Annotated in this window: 12 protein-coding genes; 6 read left to right on the forward strand and 6 right to left on the reverse strand. The window is 70.4% G+C overall.

Annotated elements, in window-relative coordinates; translation table 11 throughout:
* The 5 genes from pgm to ACTHJJ_RS08085 form a co-directional block, all read right to left on the reverse strand.
* Positions 1-1,422 (reverse strand): phosphoglucomutase (alpha-D-glucose-1,6-bisphosphate-dependent) (gene pgm, locus ACTHJJ_RS08065; RefSeq protein WP_440302423.1); only part of this gene is annotated, 1,422 nt, incomplete at its 3' end.
* The gene (gene glgB / locus ACTHJJ_RS08070; RefSeq protein ID WP_440302424.1) at positions 1,419-3,770 is read right to left on the reverse strand and encodes a 1,4-alpha-glucan branching protein GlgB; all 2,352 of its coding nucleotides are present in this window, start codon (positions 3,768-3,770) and stop codon (positions 1,419-1,421) included. The genes pgm and glgB, both read right to left, overlap by 4 nt.
* Entirely contained in the window at positions 3,767-5,197 is a 1,431-nt protein-coding gene (locus ACTHJJ_RS08075) for a maltokinase N-terminal cap-like domain-containing protein (RefSeq protein ID WP_440302425.1), read from the reverse strand. The genes glgB and ACTHJJ_RS08075 overlap by 4 nt, the downstream gene beginning before the upstream one ends.
* On the reverse strand, positions 5,197-6,900 hold the full coding sequence (gene treS, locus ACTHJJ_RS08080) for a maltose alpha-D-glucosyltransferase (RefSeq protein WP_440302426.1): 1,704 nt from the start codon (positions 6,898-6,900) through the stop codon (positions 5,197-5,199). Before treS ends, ACTHJJ_RS08075 begins: the two co-directional genes overlap by 1 nt.
* Before the next feature lies 1 nt (position 6,901).
* The gene (locus tag ACTHJJ_RS08085; protein ID WP_440302434.1) at positions 6,902-8,932 is read right to left on the reverse strand and encodes an alpha-1,4-glucan--maltose-1-phosphate maltosyltransferase; all 2,031 of its coding nucleotides are present in this window, start codon (positions 8,930-8,932) and stop codon (positions 6,902-6,904) included.
* 304 nt (positions 8,933-9,236) lie between these two features.
* On the opposite strand from ACTHJJ_RS08085, the gene glgP reads away from it, so the two are divergent.
* Together glgP and ACTHJJ_RS08095 are read left to right on the forward strand one after the other, a co-directional pair.
* Entirely contained in the window at positions 9,237-11,825 is a 2,589-nt protein-coding gene (glgP, locus tag ACTHJJ_RS08090) for an alpha-glucan family phosphorylase (protein WP_440302427.1), read from the forward strand.
* A 129-nt stretch (positions 11,826-11,954) separates the two neighbouring features.
* Positions 11,955-12,686, forward strand: coding sequence for a TSUP family transporter (locus ACTHJJ_RS08095; RefSeq protein WP_440302428.1), 732 nt, complete (start codon positions 11,955-11,957; stop codon positions 12,684-12,686).
* A gap of 57 nt (positions 12,687-12,743) precedes the next feature.
* Here ACTHJJ_RS08095 and glgX read toward each other — a convergent pair whose 3' ends face one another.
* On the reverse strand, positions 12,744-14,879 hold the full coding sequence (gene glgX / locus ACTHJJ_RS08100; protein WP_440302429.1) for a glycogen debranching protein GlgX: 2,136 nt from the start codon (positions 14,877-14,879) through the stop codon (positions 12,744-12,746).
* Between the two features lie 161 nt (positions 14,880-15,040).
* Between glgX and ACTHJJ_RS08105 the strand changes: the two genes are divergently transcribed.
* The 4 genes from ACTHJJ_RS08105 (at position 15,041) to ACTHJJ_RS08120 (ending at position 17,739) form a co-directional block, all read left to right on the forward strand.
* Entirely contained in the window at positions 15,041-15,556 is a 516-nt protein-coding gene (locus ACTHJJ_RS08105) for a T3SS (YopN, CesT) and YbjN peptide-binding chaperone 1 (protein WP_440302430.1), read from the forward strand.
* Positions 15,556-16,329 carry an enoyl-CoA hydratase/isomerase family protein gene (locus ACTHJJ_RS08110; RefSeq protein WP_440302431.1) on the forward strand — a complete coding sequence of 258 codons (774 nt, stop codon included), beginning with the start codon at positions 15,556-15,558 and terminating at the stop codon, positions 16,327-16,329. The genes ACTHJJ_RS08105 and ACTHJJ_RS08110 overlap by 1 nt, the downstream gene beginning before the upstream one ends.
* Positions 16,326-16,727 (forward strand): hypothetical protein, encoded by a 402-nt coding sequence (locus tag ACTHJJ_RS08115; RefSeq protein WP_440302432.1) that lies wholly within the window; start codon positions 16,326-16,328, stop codon positions 16,725-16,727. Before ACTHJJ_RS08110 ends, ACTHJJ_RS08115 begins: the two co-directional genes overlap by 4 nt.
* A 220-nt stretch (positions 16,728-16,947) precedes the next feature.
* Complete coding sequence (locus ACTHJJ_RS08120; RefSeq protein ID WP_440302433.1) at positions 16,948-17,739, forward strand: electron transfer flavoprotein subunit beta/FixA family protein; 792 nt, start codon at positions 16,948-16,950, stop codon at positions 17,737-17,739.
* The last annotated feature ends 54 nt before the right edge of the window (positions 17,740-17,793 follow it).

The following is a 17,793-nucleotide window of genomic DNA, read 5'->3' on the forward strand; positions in this document are numbered from 1 at the left end:
GGAGTCGGCGCTCACGTCGCTCGCCGAGAGTGCGCCGAGCTTCGCCTTCTGCTCCCGGTCGGCCGGAGCGTCGATCCGGGCGTAGGCCGGTTCTCCGTGCAGGGCCGTGAGGCGGGCGTAGTGCTCGCTCGGGGTGCGGCCGGTCGCGGCGAGGATCTCGGAGGCGAGCAGCGCGAGGATGATGCCGTCCTTGTCCGTCGTCCAGACCGTTCCGTCGAAGCGCAGGAAGCTTGCCCCTGCCGACTCCTCGCCGCCGAATCCGACTGAGCCGTCGAGCAGGCCCGGGACGAACCACTTGAACCCGACCGGCACCTCGAGCAACCGTCGGCCGAGGTCATCGGCGACCCTGTCGATCATGGAGGACGAGACGAGGGTCTTGCCGACGGCGGTGTCCCGGCCCCAGCCGGGCCGGGCACCGAAGAGGTACTGGATCGCCACGGCGAGGTAGTGGTTCGGGTTCATCAGCCCGGCGTCGGGCGTGACGATGCCGTGCCGGTCGGAGTCGGCATCGTTGCCGGTGGCGATGTCGTAGGCGTCCTTGTTGCCGATGAGCGAGGCCATCGCGTAGGGGGAGGAGCAGTCCATCCGGATCCGGCCGTCCCAGTCGAGGGTCATGAAACGCCACGTCGGGTCGACCTCGGGGTTGACCACGGTGAGGTCGAGGCCGTGGCGCTCGGCGATCGCGCCCCAGTACGCCACGGACGCCCCGCCGAGTGGATCGGCGCCGATCCGCACGCCTGCCTCCCTGATCTTCGCCACGTCGACGACGCTGGGCAGGTCGTCGACATAGGTCCCGAGGAAGTCGTATGCCGCTGAGGCGGCGCGCGCCCGCTCGTGGGGGACGCGCTTCACCTCCTTGAGGCCGGCCCGGATGAGGTCGTTCGCCCGCTTCGCGATCGTCGACGTCGCGTCGGTGTCGGCCGGTCCGCCGCTCGGCGGGTTGTACTTGAAGCCGCCGTCGCTGGGCGGGTTGTGCGAAGGGGTGACGACGATGCCGTCGGCGAGCCCTGATGCCCCGGCAGGCTTGCCGCGGTTGGCCCGGAGGATCGCGTGGGACACGGCCGGCGTCGGGGTGTAGCCGTCGCGGTCGTCGACGAGGACGGACACGCCGTTGGCGACGAGCACCTCGAGGGCGGACCTCCAGGCGGGCTCGGACAGCCCGTGGGTGTCGCGGCCGATGAAGAGCGGCCCGTCATACCCCTGGCTCGTCCGGTAGTCGACGATCGCCTGCGTCGTCGCCAGGATGTGGTCCTCGTTGAAGGCGGTCCGAAGGCTCGAACCCCGGTGGCCGGAGGTGCCGAAGACGACCTGCTCGTCAGGGTTGTCGACGTCAGGGTGGCGGTCATAGTACGCGCCGACCAGCTCGTCGATGTCGACGAGGTCCTCGGGGCGGGCCGGTTGTCCCGCGCGCGGGTCGGTCATGACTCCTCCTCCGTGTCCCGGATCGCCTCTCGGCCCGCGGGCTTGGGGGTGGTGCTCGGTGTGCCTCGTCCCGCGCGCGTGGGCGTGCTTGCGGTGCCTCGTCCCTCGGTGGCGGCGCCCGTCACCTCGCGGGCCGGAGCCGGTGCCGCCGGCTCGTCGATGGGGACCAGCCACACGGAGGACAACCGAGCGATGGTGAGGTCAGCGGCATACGGCTGGTTCTGCCACGGCATCTCGACGGGCTCGATCACGCGACCCGCGCTGCTCGGCGCGTCGGGGTGGTAACCCGCGGTGTCCATGATGACGCGCCAGCGGCCGCCGCGGGGCAGGCCGATCCGGTAGGACTGGTGCGTCTGGCCGCTGAAGTTGACGACACACGCCATGACGGGTGCGCTCGGCCGTTCGCCACGCGCCCAGCGCAACCAGGAGAAGGTGTTGCCGGCGGCGTCGTCGGCGTTGAGCCACTCGAAGCCGGCCGCCTCGGTGTCGAGCTCCCAGAGCGCATGGTGCGACCGGTAGATCGCGTTGAGGTCCTTGACCAGGGCGTGGACCCGGTAGTGCAGCGGCAGGTCGAGCAGCCACCAGTCGAGGCTGCGGGCGTCGGCCCACTCCGACTCCTGCCCGAACTCGATGCCCATGAAGATCAGCTGCTTGCCCGGGTGCGACCACATGTACGCGAGGAACGCGCGCAGCGTCGCCGCCTGCTCGTCGCGGCTGCCCCGAGACTTGCGCAGGAGCGAGCCCTTGCCGTGGACGACCTCGTCGTGGCTGATCGGCAGGACGAAGTTCTCGTCGAAGGCGTAGACGAGGGCGAACGTGAGGTTGTTGTGGTGGTGCTTGCGGTAGACGGGATCCTGGCCGAGGTAGCGCAGGGAGTCGTTCATCCAGCCCATGTTCCACTTGAAGCCGAAGCCGAGGCCGCCGCGGCTCGTCGGCGCGGTGACACCGGGGAAGGAGCTGGACTCCTCGGCGATCGTGACGATCCCGGGGTCGCGCTTGTAGACCGTGGCGTTGGTCTCCTTGAGGAACTCGATCGCCTCGAGGTTCTCGCGGCCGCCGTACTTGTTGGGCAGCCACTCGCCCTCCCGGCGGGAGAAGTCGAGGTAGAGCATCGAGGCGACCGCATCGACACGGAGGCCGTCGATGTGGAACTCCTCGAGCCAGTAGATCGCATTGGCGACCAAGAAGTTGCGGACCTCGGGCCGGCCGAAGTCGAAGACGTGCGTCCCCCAGTCGGGCTGGTCGCCGCGCCGTGGGTCCGGGTGCTCGTAGAGCGCCTGCCCGTCGAAGCGGGCGAGAGCGAAGGCGTCCTTGGGGAAGTGACCGGGGACCCAGTCGAGGATGACGCCGATGCCGGCCTGGTGGAGCTTGTCGACGAGGTAGCGGAACTCGTCGGGGGTGCCGAAGCGGGCGGTCGGCGCGAAGTAGCCCGTCACCTGGTAGCCCCAGCTCGGGCCGTAGGGATGCTCCATGACGGGCAGCAGCTCGACGTGGGTGAAGCCGAGGTCGACGACGTAGGCCACGAGGTGCTCGGCGAGCTCGACGTAGGAGAGCCCCTGCCGCCACGACCCGAGGTGCACCTCGTAGGTGCTCATCGGCCCGGTGTGGGGGTTCTCCCGGGCCCGGCGACGCATCCACTCGTCGTCCGACCACGTGTAGTGCGACTCCGTCACGACCGAGGCGACCTTCGGCGGCATCTCGGTGCGGCGGGCCATGGGGTCGGACTTGGCGCGCACGACGTCGTCACTGCCGCGGATCGCGTACTGGTAGTTGGACCCCTCGCCCGCGCCGGGCAGGAAGAGCTCCCAGATGCCGGTCTCGCCCAGCGAGCGCATCGGGTGGGAGATGCGGTTCCACCCGTTGAAGTCGCCCATGACGTGGACGGCCTTGGCGTGGGGCGCCCAGACCGCGAACGAGGCGCCGCTGACCGGGCCCAGCGGGCCGGTGTACGTGCGGATGTGCGAGCCGAGGACGTTCCAGAGCTCCTCGTGCCGGCCCTCGCTGATGAGGTGCCGGTCGATCTCGCCCAGCGTCGGAGCGAAGCGGTAGGGGTCGTCCTGCTCGTGCTCGACTCCGTCGCCGTAGCTGACGATCAGCCGGTAGTCGTGGGTGCGCTGGACGTCGGGCGAAGTCATCGACCAGACGCCGTCCCGGACGTGCTGCAGCTCGACCCGTTCGCCGGTGTCGAGCCGCGCCCCCACGCTGGTGGCCATGGGGCGGAGTGCCGTGATCGTGAGTCCGCCGGGACCCAGGTGCTGGCCGAGCAGGTCGTGCGGCTCGGCGTTGCGCCCTTCGAGCAACGTCGTGATCGCCGGGTCGTCCGCTCGCAGTCCCTGCGTCCCCGTCATGTCGTCTCCTTGTCGTCGTCGAGCAGGCGCTGGACGGCCGCCAGGGGGATCGGCAGCCAGGTCGGTCGGTTCCGGGCCTCGTAGACGACCTCGTAGAGCGCCTTGTCGAGCTCGAGGGCGCGAATCAGCGCCAGCCGCGCATCGTCGGGCGGGCCCGAGACACAGGCATACCCACTCAGGAACGCCTCACGACATGCCCGTGCCCAAGCCGTCGCGTCGAGGGAGGAGTCGGCGAGGCGCACCGAGCCGGCGGCGTAGTCGAACGAGCGCAGCATCCCGGCGATGTCCCGCTCGGGCAGGTCCGGCAGGTTGCGCTCGGCGAGCGAACGCAACGGCTCGCCCTCGAAGTCGAGCACGACCCAGCCGCGCTCGGGCACGTCGAGGACCTGCCCCAGGTGGTAGTCGCCGTGGATCCGCTGGAGCTGCGGCCAGTCGAGATCGAGGACCGCGCGCAGCGCGGCGAGTGCGGAGGGGCCAAGCTCCTCCAGCTCGGGCACGATGCCGGCGGCAGCGCCATACCGGCTCTCGAGCTCGGCGACGAGGCGTGCCCGCGCCGCACTGTCCGCCTGGGCGGTGCCGAGCCGGTCGGCGAGGTCCCGGTGGATCTCTGCGGTGACGGCACCGAGGTCGCGCGCCCGGTGGGTGAAGTCGGAGCCGGCGGCGGCCGCGACGAGGGCGACCCGCCACGCGTCCTCCACGCCTGGGATGAACTCCTGGGCGAAGGCGAGGTGGCCGTGCTCGAGGCGGCTGCCGTCGGCAGAGTCCCATCCGCCGCTGAGGTGCCCGGCCGAGGTGGGGACCCGGGTCGACCCGGCGTCCGTGAGCGCCGACTGGACGACGACGTCCGGGTTGTCGCCCTCCTGGAGGGTGCGGAACACCTTGACGATGAGGGGCCGTGCCGCCGACCCGCCGGCGTCCTGCATCTGGCAGATGATGGACGTGTTCGACTGCTCCCCGGAGAGCACGCTCGAGCTCGCAACGGTGCCGCCGAGGCGGCCCGTCGCATGGCCGCGGGCGATCTCGTTCGAGCCCACCGAGGCTTCGGCGTCCTCTGCATCAGCGGACGACAGGATCGTCGCCACGAGGGCTCGGGCGTAGACCGGGTCGTGCGGTGCGTCGTAGACCCACCGCGTGCCGAGGACGCTGTGCTCCATGGTCCCGACAAGCGCCCGTTCGGCCCCCTCCAGCGGGGCCTCACGGTAGGTGAGGGGCACCTGGTAGAGGACGGCCGGGCTGGCCGCCTCGTCGAGCAGGAGGAGCGTCTCCATGCCGACCTTCCCGGCTGGGTCCTCCAGGCGGAAGCCGCCGACCCGGCGCAGGGAGGGGAGCCGACCCTTGCCGGCATACCAGCGCTGGCTCTCGATCCAGCCCGTCACGAGCTCGGTCTTCGACGGCTCGAGTCGCGCGTCGTGGTGGATGATCGGCATCAGGCACCTTCCCTCGAGGCGACCTTCAGCCAGAAGAAGTCCCGCGAGCCGAGGGTGATGGTGACCCGGCCGTCGGCGGCGACCCAGGGGAAGCCGCTGCCGCCGAAGAGGTCGATGAGCTGGCGCTCGCCGAGGTGCTCGGGCAGCTGGATCGTGGCGGCCTGCGGCCGGCTCGACAGGTTGTTGACGCAGAGGACCGTCTCGCCGGGCTCCGTCCCGTCCGGCTCCACCGAGCGGACGAAGGAGAGCAGCGCCTCGTTGTCGTTGGGCACCACGGTGAAGTCGCCGAGCCCGAAGACGGGGTGCCGGCTGCGGACCTGCAGCATGCCCCGCAACCAGTGCAGGAGCGAGGACGAGGACGCCATCTGGGCCTCCACGTTGACGTTGTTGTAGTGGTAGACGAGGCTCGAGATGACCGGCAGGTAGAGCTTGCCCGGGTCGACGCTGGAGAAGCCGGCGTTGCGGTCGGGCGTCCACTGCATGGGGGTGCGCACCGCGTCACGGTCGACGAGCCAGATGTTGTCGCCCATGCCGATCTCGTCGCCGTAGTAGAGGCAGGGGGAGCCGGGCAGCGACAGGATGAGCGCGTGGATCAGCTCGATCTCGGGGCGCGAGTTGTCGAGCAACGGGGCGAGTCGGCGCCGGATGCCCACGTTGGCGCGCATCCGGGGGTCCGGTGCGTACCAGCCGTACATCGCGGCCCGCTCCTCCGGCGACACCATCTCGAGGGTCAGCTCGTCGTGGTTGCGCAGGAAGGTGCCCCACTGGGCGCCCTGCGGGATGTGCGGGGTGTCGGCGAGCACGTCGACGATCGGGTGCGCCTTCTCCTCACGGAGCGAGTAGAAGAGGCGCGGCATGACCGGGAAGTGGAAGCACATCTGGCACTCCGGCGCCTCCTCGGTGCCGAAGTAGTCGACCACCTCGGCCGGCGGCTGGTTCGCCTCCGCGAGCAGGACCCGCCCCGGGTACTCCTCGTCGACCATGGCGCGGAGCCGGGCGAGGAACTCGTGCGTCCTCGGCAGGTTCTCGCAGTTCGTGCCCTCCTCTTCGAAGAGGTACGGCACGGCGTCCAGCCGGAACCCGTCGATGCCGAGGTCCATCCAGAAGCGGACGATGTCGAACATCTCCTCCTGCACGGCCGGGTTCTCGAAGTTGAGGTCCGGCTGGTGGGAGAAGAACCGGTGCCAGAAGAACTGGCGGCGCACGGAGTCGAAGGTCCAGTTCGACACCGCGGTGTCGACGAAGATGAGCCGGGCGTCGGCATACGGCTCGTCGGTGTCGGACCAGACGTAGTAGTCGCCGTAGGGGCCGTCCGGCTCGGCGCGTGACGCCTGGAACCACGGGTGCTGGTCGCTCGTGTGGTTCATGACGAGGTCGGTGACGATGCGGATGCCCCGGGCATGCGCCTGCGAGACGAGCTCGGTGAACTCCGGCAGCGTGCCGAACTCCGGCAGCACGGCCTTGTAGTCCGCGATGTCGTAGCCACCGTCGCGCAGGGGAGAGGCGTAGAACGGCGGCAGCCAGAGGCAGTCGACCCCGAGCCACTGCAGGTAGTCCAGCTTGCCGATGAGACCGGTGAAGTCACCGGCACCGGACCCCTTGGAGTCACTGAACGCCCGGACGAGGACCTCATAGAAGACCGCCTTCCGGTACCACTGCGGGTCGTGGCGCAGGCCCGGCTGGGAGAGGTTCAGTCCCTGCACGTCAGTGGCTCCTCACCGCGAGGATGTGCACGGGTTCCCAGTCGGGCCCGACCCTCACGAAGTTGTCCGAACGCCAGTCCCACCAGCTGTCCGTGATGAGGTCGTGGGCCGAGAAGGTCGACCAGCTCGCCATGCCGAGTGCCTCCATGTCGAGGTGGATGATCGTCTCGCGGGTTGCGTGGGGGTCGAGGTTCGCGACGACGAGGATGGTGTCGCGCTCATTACCCACGATTCGACTCTTGGAGAAGACGAGGACGTTCTCGTCGTCGGCGTTGTGGAAGCGCAGGTTGCGCAGCCACTGGAGTGCAGGGTGCGCGCGCCGGATCTCGTTGAGCCGCTGCAGGTACCAGCCGAGATGCTGCCCCTCCATCGGCCCACCGGGCTCGTAGAGCTCCCACTGGCGGTTCTTGTACTCGTACTTCTCGTTGTCGATCTGCTCCTCGACCCCCGGCCGGGCGACGTGCTCCATCAGCTCGTAGCCGCTGTAGATGCCGTAGGTGGGGGACATGGTCGCGGCCACGGCCGCGCGCACCTTCCATGCTGTCGGGCCGCCGTACTGCATGTAGGGCGTGAGGATGTCGTGCGTCGTCGGCCAGAAGGAGGGGCGCATGTATGCCGCCGAGTCCCCGGCGAGCTCGCGGCCGTACTCCTCCAGCTCCCACCGCTCGTTGCGCCAGGCGTAGTAGGTGTAGCTCTGCTGGAACCCGGCGGCCGCGAGGGCGTGCATCATCGCCGGCTTGGTGAACGCCTCGGCGAGCCAGATCGTCTCCGGGTAGCGCTGGGCGACGTCGGCGATCAGCCACTGCCAGAAGGCGACCGGCTTGGTGTGCGGGTTGTCGACGCGGAAGATCCGGACGCCGTGGTCGAGCCAGACCTGGATGACGCGGCGGACCTCGGCGTAGGCGCTCGCCGGGTCGTTGTCGAAGTTGACCGGGTAGATGTCCTGGTACTTCTTCGGCGGGTTCTCGGCGTAGGCGATCGTGCCGTCGGCGCGCGTCGTGAACAGCTCTGGATGGCTCGTGACCCAGGGGTGGTCGGGGGAGGCCTGCAGCGCGATGTCGACGGCGACCTCGAGCCCGTTCCGGCCCGCCTCGGCGACGAAGAAGTCGAAGTCCTCGAAGCTGCCGAGTTCGGGATGGATCGCGTCGTGTCCACCCTCGGGCGAGCCGATGGCATAAGGGGATCCGGGGTCGCCCGGCTGGGCGACGAGCGTGTTGTTGCGGCCCTTGCGCGCCGTCGTGCCGATGGGGTGGACGGGCGTGAGGTACACGACGTCGAAGCCCATCTCGGAGATCGCGGGGAGCCGGCGGGCAGCCGAGCGGAAGGTGCCGGAGACCCAGCGCCCCTGCGCCTCGTCGTAGTAGGCGCCCTCGGAGCGCGGGAAGATCTCGTACCAGGCGCCGTAGAGGGCTCGCTCCCGCTCGACGAGCAGGTTGTATGCCGCTGACGCCGACACGAGCTCACGCAGGGGGAGCAGGTGGTGCAGTCCCCGCACGTCCTCGGAGGTGGCGGCGGCGAACCGCTCGACGGGGGACCGGCTCGAGTCCCTCAGCAGGTCGAGCGCCCGGTCGAGCGCGCCGGTATCGGCGCCCAGTCCGGCAACGGACTCGCGGAAGCGGTCGAGCACGCGCACGCCCTCGGCGCACATGAGCTCCTCGTCGATGCCGGCGCCGATCTTGATCTCCGCGTCGTGCGCCCACGTCGCATAGGGGTCCGACCAGCCCTCGACCCGGTAGCGCCACCAGCCGGTGCGGTCGGCGACGACCGTCGTGCTCCAGTCGGAGAGGCCGGGGTTGTCGCAGTGCATCTGGAAGTAGTGGTCGACGCCGTCGGGGTCGGTCAGCACGGCGGTCGCGTTGACCGCGTCATGCCCCTCGCGGAACACCTTGGCCCGGACGACGAACTCCTCGCCGACGACGGCCTTGGATGGCAGGTCGCCGTTCTGGACGAGGGGCTGCACATCGAGGACGGGGATCCGGCCGATCCGGCGGACCCCGGCGGGGACGCCGTGGAGGGGTGGGACGGCCGACACCTCGTGCTCGGGGGCGAGGTGGGTGGCGCTCGCCTCGGTGTCGTCGACGAACGCCTCGTCGGCCGAGGGGCCGGCCGGTGGGGCGACGGCGCTGTGAGTGGATCGGGGGGCGGCAGCGGGCAGGGGTCCGCCGACCGAGCGTGTACGGGACTTCTTCGAGGAGCCTGTCACGCATCGACCGTATCGAATCGGGCCACGTCGCCGCGCGGGCGACGGCGCGGCCGCGTCGTGGCGTGCAATGGCTTTGCAAGGGCTGCAAGAACCCGGCAGGACGTCATCGCTACGGCGTCTATGCTGGTGGCCCGTGAAGGCCATTCGACGCTTCAGTGTTCGCACCGTTCTGCCCAACCGGATCGAGGGACTGGGCGTGCTGGCCAGCAACCTGCGCTGGTCCTGGCACCCCCCGACCCGGGACCTGTTCCAGAGCATCGACCCCGAGAAGTGGGCGGCCGCCAAGCAGGACCCGGTCAAGCTCCTCTCGCGGCTGTCCGCCGACGAGCTCACGACGCTGGCCGGTGACGACGAGTTCGTGAGCAGGGTCGTGGCCGCGAACGAGGACCTGCACCGCTACCTGACAGAGGAGCGCTGGTACCAGCGCTGGAGCCGGGAGCAGGAGGCCCGCGGCGCCGCCGCCCCGCAGGCCATCGCCTACTTCAGCCCGGAGTTCGGCATCACGGGCGTCCTGCCGCAGTACTCCGGCGGCCTCGGCATCCTGGCCGGCGACCACCTCAAGACCGCCTCCGACCTCGGCGCGCCGATCGTCGGCGTCGGCCTCTTCTACAAGACCGGCTACTTCAAGCAGAAGCTCTCGCGCGACGGCTGGCAGCTCGAGACCTACCCGGTCCTCGACCCCGACGGGCTGCCGCTGTCCCTCCTGCGCGAGGCGGACGACACCCCGGCGGTCGTGTCCATCGACCTCCCTGGTGGCCGGGTTCTCAACGCCCACATCTGGAAGGCCCAGGTCGGGCGCGTCCCGCTGCTCCTGCTCGACTCGGACGTCCCCGGCAACGACGAGGCGGCGCGGCGGGTGACGGAGACCCTCTATGGAGGCGGCGGTGACACCCGCCTCGAGCAGGAGCTGCTCCTCGGCATCGGTGGTGTCCGTGCCCTCCGCGTCTGGTCGCGGTTGACCCAGGCGCCGGCGCCGGAGGTCTACCACACCAACGAGGGGCACGCCGGCTTCCTCGGTGTCGAGCGCATCGCCGAGCTCGTCCGGGATGAGGGCCTCAGCTTCGACGAGGCGCTCGAGGCGGTCCGGGCGGCGACCGTCTTCACGACCCATACCCCCGTCCCGGCCGGCATCGACCGCTTCCCGGCCGACAAGATCAACCTCTACTTCGGCGGCCCGCTCGAGATCCCGGGCGTGCCCGTGAGCCGGCTGCTGGCCCTCGGCGCCGAGGACTACGAGGGCGGCACCCCCGGCATCTTCAACATGGCCGTCATGGGCCTGCGGCTCGCCCAGCGGGCCAACGGCGTCTCCCGGCTGCACGGCCTCGTGAGCCGCGAGATGTTCGACGGCCTGTGGCCGGGCTTCGACGACGTCGAGGTGCCGATCACGAGCATCACCAACGGTGTTCACGCCCCCACCTGGGTCGACCGCAAGGTCTACGACGTCGCTCACACCCACCTCGGCACGGCGAACCTCGTCGATGACGACGCCTGGGACCGGATCGACGAGATCCCGGCCGGCGTGATCTGGCACGTGAAGGCCGAGATGCGCCGGCAGCTCATCGAGGATGCCCGGCGCCGGGTGCGCTCCTCGTGGCGCAAGCGCGGTGCGACGAAGGCCGAGCTCGGCTGGGTCGACGACGTCCTCGACCCCGACGTCCTCACGATCGGTTTCGCCCGCCGGGTGCCGACCTACAAGCGGCTCACCCTCATGCTGAGCGACCCGGAGCGGCTGAAGCGCCTCCTGCTGCACCCGACCCGACCGATCCAGCTCGTCATCGCCGGCAAGTCGCACCCCGCCGACGAGACCGGCAAGCGGCTCATCCAGCAGATGGTGCAGTTCGCCGACGACCCCGAGGTGCGCCACCGGATCGTGTTCCTGCCGAACTACGACATCACCATGGCGCAGACGCTCTACCCGGGCTGCGACGTGTGGCTCAACAACCCGCTGCGGCCCTTCGAGGCGTGCGGCACGTCGGGCATGAAGGCGGCCCTCAACGGGGGCCTCAACCTCTCCATCCTCGACGGCTGGTGGGACGAGTGGTACGACGGCCGCAACGGCTGGGCGATCCCGACCGCCGACGGTGTCGAGGACCCCGACCGTCGCGACGACATCGAGGCAGCCGCGCTCTACGACCTCATCGAGAACAACGTCACGGTCCCGTTCTACGACCGCGACGACGAGGGCCTGCCCCACACGTGGATCTCGATGATGACCCACACCCTCCAGACGCTCGGCCCCAAGGTGCTCGCCGGCCGGATGGTCAAGGAGTACACCGAGCGCCTCTATGCCCCGGCGGCCGCTGCCGGGCGGGCGATGAACGGTCCCGGCTGGAAGGGCGCCAAGGATCTCGCCGCGTACAAGACGAAGGTCCGCGGGGCGTGGCCGCAGGTCGAGGTCGAGCACGTCGAGTCGTGGGGCGTCTCCGACTCGCCCCAGATCGGCGACACCCTGCATGTCAAGGCGTTCGTCGACCTGGCGAGCCTCAGCCCCGACGAGGTCGAGGTCCAGCTCGTCCACGGGCGCGTCTTCGGTGACGACGAGCTCGGGGACATCGCTGTCGCGGGGCTCGGGTTCGAGCAGAATGACGAGCAGGGCCGCGCGGTCTACTCCGGCGAGATCTGCATGGACCGCACCGGCTCGTTCGGCTACAGCGTCCGCGTGGTGCCGAAGCACGGCGGCCTCGCGTCCTACGCCGAGATGGGACTGGCGCGCATCGCCTGAGTCCCGGCCACACGCAGGAGGTATGCCGCCCAGCTCACGGAGCCGGGCGGCATACCTCTGCTCGGTGCGGGACTCCGCGATCCGGTCGCGTCGGCGAGCAGGGCGCGGCAGCGGCGATGATGGGGAGCTGTGGACCACCTCATCGCCATCGTGCTCGTCGGCCTCGTGGTGTTCGCGCTCGCCGCGGCGGCCCAGGCGGTCACCGGCTTCGGTTCGGCCCTCGTCGGGGTGCCGTTGCTCGCGCTTGTCGTTGACCCTGTCGCCGCGGTCGTCTCGGTCACGGCCGTGGCCTTCCTCATGACGACGGCCGCCGTGCGTCGCGAGCGGCTTCACGTCGAAAGGCGGGCCGTGAGACGGTTCGCGGTGTGGGGACTGGTCGGCCTGCCGATCGGCTTGGCGGCGCTGCGCCTGCTCCCGCCTGCTCGCCTGACCCTCGTCATGGCCGTCGTCCTGCTGGTGCTGGTCGGCCTGCTCGCCGCCGGGATCCGGTTGCCCGCCGGACCGGTCGCGCAGCGGGCAGCGGGGGTGACGAGTGGTGCGCTGCTCGCATCGACGGGCATGAACGGGCCCCCGCTCGTCGTCATGTTCCAGGCGATGGGGATGCCGCCCCGGCCGTTCCGGGCCACGCTCCAGGGCGTCTTCTGCATCCAGGACCTGCTGGCGGTCGTCGGGTTCGCCGTCGTCGGCAGCTTCAGTCGGACCGCCCTGCTGCTCATCCTCGGCGGGATCGCGGGCCTGCCGCTGGGCTGGCGCCTCGGCGACCGCGCCTTCCACGCCCTGTCGCCGGTGGTGTTCCGCCGGGTCGTGCTCGGCCTGCTCGTGGTGACCGCACTCGTCGCTGGGGCGAAGGCGCTGGCCTGAGCTCCGCGCCCGCGACGGGGTGAGGGTGCCCCTGGCGGATGGGGCGCGGGCCGTCGGTCAGCGCCGGCTCACGACGCGCCACACGCGCAGCGAGGCGCTCGTCATCGGTGCCTCGCCGCCGGCGGGCACGGTCAGCCCCGGGCCGCCGGGCCGTTCCCAGGCACTGTCCCAGAGCAGCTCGTATGCCGCGGAGCCGGGGGCGCGCGGCAGCGTGACCTCCGCGGCCCATGCCGAGCCGTTCAGCGTCAGCAGCACCGAGTCCTGGCCGAGCTGGGTGCCGTCGAAGAGTGCCTGGAGGACGTCGACGCTCGGGCCGTCCCACCGGTGGCCCATCGGCTCGCCGTCGCCGGCATACCAGGCGAGGTCGGGCGAACCGCCGGCGCCGACCGGGCGGCCGGAGAAGAAGGAGCGCTGGCGCAGCACCGGGTGCTTGGCGCGCAGCTCGATGAGGTGCCGGGTCGTCGCGAGCAGGTCCTCCTGCCACGGCTCCAGGTCCCAGTCGAACCAGCTCGTCTCGTTGTCCTGGCTGTAGGGGTTGTTGTTGCCGCCCTGAGTGCGCCCGAACTCGTCCCCGCCGCCCACCATCGGCACGCCGGCCGACAGGAGCAGGGTGCCGAGCAGGTTGCGCATGGAGCGGCGTCGCTCGGCGGCGATCTCGGGGTCGTCGGTCCGGCCCTCGTGCCCGTGGTTCCACGACCGGTTGTCGTTGCTGCCGTCGGTGCCGTGGTGGCCGTTGGCCTCGTTGTGCTTCTGGTCGTAGCGGGTGAGGTCGGCGATGGTGAAGCCGTCGTGGGCGGTGACGAAGTTGGTCGAGGCGGTCGTGCCGCGACCTTGCCCACCGAAGAGGTCCTGCGACCCGGCGAGGCGGGTGGCGAGGTCACGCACCCCGTGCCCGACATGGCCGGCGGTCGACGCGGCGAGGTCGCGCAGCCAGTAGGTGCGGGCGGCGTCCCGGTAGCGGTCGTTCCACTCGGCGAACGGCGGAGGGAACTGGCCCGTGCGCCATCCGTGGATCCCGACGTCCCACGGCTCGGCGATGAGCTTGACCTGCGAGAGGACCGGGTCGGTGCGCAGCGCGACGAGGAAGGGGTGGTCGGGGTCGTAGCCCTCGTCCTTGCCGCGAGCGAGCGCCACGGCGAGGTCGAAGCGGAAGCCGTCGACATGCATCTCGGTGACCCAGTAGCGCAGCGAGTCGAGGACCATCCGCGTGGTGGCGACGTGGTTGAGGTCGAGGGTGTTGCCGCAGCCGGTGACGTCGATGTCGCGGCCCTGTTCGTCGAGCCGGTAGTAGGCCCGCTGGTCGAGGCCGCGCCAGCTGAGGGTCATGCCGTCCTGGCCCTGCTCGGCCGTGTGGTTGTAGACCACGTCGAGGATGACCTCGATCCCGGCCGCGTGGAGGATCTTCACCATGCCCTTGAACTCGTCGATGACCCCTTGAGGGTCCTCGGTGGACGCGTAGGGGGCGTGCGGCGCGAAGAAGCCGAGCGTGTTGTAGCCCCAGTGGTTGGTGAGCCCGCGCAGGACGAGCTCCGGCTCGTGCGTGAAGGTGTGGACGGGCAGCAGCTCGACGGCCGTGATGCCCAGCGAGGTGAGGTGCTCGACGAACGCGGGGTGGGCCAGGCCGGCATACGTCCCGCGCAGGTGCTCCGGCACGCCGGGGTGCCGCATCGTCGCGTTCTTGACGTGCACCTCGTAGATGACCGAGTCGCAGAGCCGGTGGCGCGGAGGTGCGTCGCCGCCCCAGTCGAACGCGTCGTCCACGACCACGCAGCGAGGCATGTATGCCACTGAGTCGCGGTCGTCGCGCCGGGCGAGGTCGCCCTTGAGGTCGGCTCCCACGCGGTGCCCGTAGACCGGCGGTGCGACGGTGATGCCGCCCTCGATCGCGCGGGCGTAGGGGTCGACGAGCAGCTTCGCGGCGTTGTGGCGCAGGGCCCGCTCGGGAGCCCACGGACCGGACGCGCGCAGCCCGTAGCGCTGCCCGGGCCCGACGCCGTCCACGGTGTCGAACCAGGTCCCGTAGACCTGGTTGCGCAGCGGCACGCGCCGCTCGACCTCGGTCCCGTCCGGGCCACGGTCGAACAGGCAGACCTCGACGCCGTCGGCCCCCGAGGCGTGGACGCTGAAGACCGCCCCGCCCGAGGTCACGTGCACGCCAGGGGGTGGCGGCACGTCCGGGGGCGTCGTGGGCATGCCCGTCAGGATACGGCGGCGCCCGTGACAGGCGTGACCGCCGACTCTCGGGTCGAGTGAGCGCTCGGTCCCACCCGTCACACGTCGAGTGAGCGCTCCGTCACTCCCGTCACAGCTGACCGAGGGTGACCCGTCCTGCCACGGGTCGTTAGGTTGGACCCATGACGGATCCGACTTCGCTGCCCAACTTCCAGCCGCCGACACCCTCGGAAGGACCCAACGGCGCGCCCACTGGCACACCGGTGCGTGACCGCATCGCTGCTGAGCTCACCAAGCTCGGCATCCAGAGCACGGTCGACAACGACGGCGATCTCGAGTACGTCGTCAACGAGCAGACCCTCTTCGCCAGGGTCGCCGAGGGCGAGCTCCCGCTCGTCCGCTTCTTCGGCCAGTGGCAGCTGCAGGAGCCGGTGTCGCCGGACCGCAACGAGCGGCTCGCGCGCTGCAACGACATGACCCTGCAGCTCAACCTCGTCAAGCTCTCGCTCGTGCAGGACAGCCTCGTCGTGTCCGCCGAGCAGGTCATCACCCCGCACGCCGACCTCGACATCCTCGTGCCGCTGTCGATCAACCACATCCTGCAGAGCGTCGGCTTCTTCTTCCAGACCTGGCAGCCGCCGGAGGACGTGACGGGCGGCCCGGGCGCCGGGAGCGGCGCCCCTCAGGGCGGTCAGTGATGGGCGAGTTCGTCCGGCTCGAGGTCGAGGGCGGGATCGGCACGATCCGCCTCGACCGGCCGAAGATGAACGCGCTCAACGCGCAGGTCCAGGAGGAGATCCGGGCCGCGGCACTCGAGGCGACCGGGCGCAGCGACGTCAAGGCCGTCATCGTCTACGGCGGCGAGAAGGTCTTCGCGGCAGGTGCCGACATCAAGGAGATGGCGACGATGTCGTACACCGACATGGTCGACCGGTCCGGTCCGCTCCAGTCGTCGATCACGGCGGTCGCGCGCATCCCCAAGCCGGTCATCGCCGCGATCACCGGGTATGCCCTGGGCGGCGGCTGCGAGCTCGCCCTCGCCTGTGACTTCCGGGTCGTCGCCGACGACGCGAAGCTCGGCCAGCCCGAGATCAACCTCGGTATCATCCCCGGCGCAGGCGGCACCCAGCGCCTGAGTCGGCTCGTCGGGCCGGCGAGGGCCAAGGAGATCATCTTCAGCGGGCGGCACCTCGACGCCAAGGAGGCGCTCGAGATCGGGCTCGCCGACAAGGTCGTCCCCGCCGCCGACGTCTACGAGGTGGCCAAGGAGTGGGCCCGGCAGTACGTCGATGGGCCGACCTACGCCATCCGCGCCGCCAAGGAGGCCATCGACCGCGGGCTCGAGGTCGACCTCGAGACCGGCCTCGAGATCGAGCGCATGGCGTTCGCCGCGCTCTTCGGGACCAAGGACCGCGAGATCGGCATGACGGCCTTCGTCGAGAGGACCAAGCCGCAGTTCGAGGGCAAGTGACCGACTCGACCGGCTCCTGCGCTGGTTCGAGGTATCCGCGCGCCGAGCATCTCGGCACCGATACCTCGAACCAGCGCGAGGACCTCGACGTCCTCGCCTTCTATGTCCCCACCGCGGACACCGACGCGGTGCTGAGCGCCGTCTTCGCGGCGGGGGCCGGGGCGGTCGGGGACTACCGCGACTGCGCGTTCGTCATGCCGGGGACCGGGCAGTTCCGCCCCGTCGCGGGAGCGAACCCGACCATCGGCGAGGTCGGAGCCCTCGAGCACGTCGCCGAGCACCGGGTCGAGGTCGTGCTGCCACGACGCCTGCGTCGGGACGTCGTCGCAGCCCTCAAGGCCGCGCACCCCTACGAGGAGCCCGCCTTCCACGTCCTCGAGACGGCCCCGCTCACCTGAGCGTCCCCCGCGAACGGACCGTTCGCGGCCGAGCGGACCGGTAGACCGTCCGGCTCGAACCGGAACGGACCGTTCGAGCAGGAGGGTCAGTCGGGTGGTGAGCGTCACGCCCTTCGGATGGGGGTGCGGCAGAGCCACGGTGCCAAGATGGTGGGCAGTGTCGACGCCGCGCAGAGCGGCCGGCAGACCACCCACCCGCAACGGAAGAGGACGTTCACCCATGAACATCGTCGTCTGTGTCAAGCACGTGCCGGACGCCCAGGCGGAGCGCACGTTCAACGCATCGGACAACACGACGGACCGCGAGAACGTCGACGGCCTGCTGTCGGAGCTCGACGAGTATGCCGTCGAGGCAGCGCTGAAGCTGGTCGAGGCCGGCGAGGGCGAGGTGACCGTGGTGACGGTCGGACCCGACCAGGCCGCCGACGCGATCAAGAAGGCGCTGCAGATGGGTGCCGACAAGGGCGTGCACGTCAAGGACGACGCGATCCACGGCTCCGACGCCATCGCCACCTCGCTCGTGCTCGCCGAGGCGATCAAAAAGGCCACGGCGGACGCACCCGCCGACCTCGTCATCACCGGTATGGCGAGCACCGACGGCACGATGGGCGTCGTCCCGACGATGCTCGCCGAGCGGCTCGGCCTCCCGGCCGTCACGTACGCCTCCGACCTGACCGTCGAGGGTGGCAAGGCGACGATCCGCCGCGACGGGGACGTCTCGACCCAGACGATCGAGGCGGCCCTCCCGGCGCTCGTCTCGGTCACCGACCAGATCAACGAGCCGCGCTACCCGTCCTTCAAGGGCATCATGGCGGCGAAGAAGAAGCCGGTCGAGGAGTGGAGCCTCGCCGACCTCGGCATCGACGCCGGCCAGGTCGGGCTCGACGCGGCCTGGACCAAGGTCGACGCCTTCGCCGCGCGTCCGCCGCGCACCCAGGGCGAGATCGTCGCCGACGAGGGCGATGGCGGCAAGAAGCTCGCCGAGTTCCTCGCGTCGCGCAAGTTCATCTGATCGACCGGCCAGCAAAGGAGATTCACGTCATGGCTGAAGTTCTCGTCCTCGTCG

The organism is Intrasporangium sp., assembly GCF_051961875.1.
In the GTDB taxonomy this organism is placed as follows: domain Bacteria; phylum Actinomycetota; class Actinomycetes; order Actinomycetales; family Dermatophilaceae; genus Intrasporangium_A.

Bases quoted from the DNA above. Each gene is read 5' to 3' on its own strand.
- glgB (WP_440302424.1), bottom strand. From the start codon at position 3,770: ATGACGGGGACGCAGGGACTGCGAGCGGACGACCCGGCGATCACGACG.
- ACTHJJ_RS08075 (WP_440302425.1), bottom strand. From the start codon at position 5,197: ATGCCGATCATCCACCACGACGCGCGACTCGAGCCGTCGAAGACCGAG.
- glgX (WP_440302429.1), bottom strand. From the start codon at position 14,879: ATGCCCACGACGCCCCCGGACGTGCCGCCACCCCCTGGCGTGCACGTG.
- ACTHJJ_RS08105 (WP_440302430.1), top strand. From the start codon at position 15,041: ATGACGGATCCGACTTCGCTGCCCAACTTCCAGCCGCCGACACCCTCG.
- ACTHJJ_RS08110 (WP_440302431.1), top strand. From the start codon at position 15,556: ATGGGCGAGTTCGTCCGGCTCGAGGTCGAGGGCGGGATCGGCACGATC.
- ACTHJJ_RS08120 (WP_440302433.1), top strand. From the start codon at position 16,948: ATGAACATCGTCGTCTGTGTCAAGCACGTGCCGGACGCCCAGGCGGAG.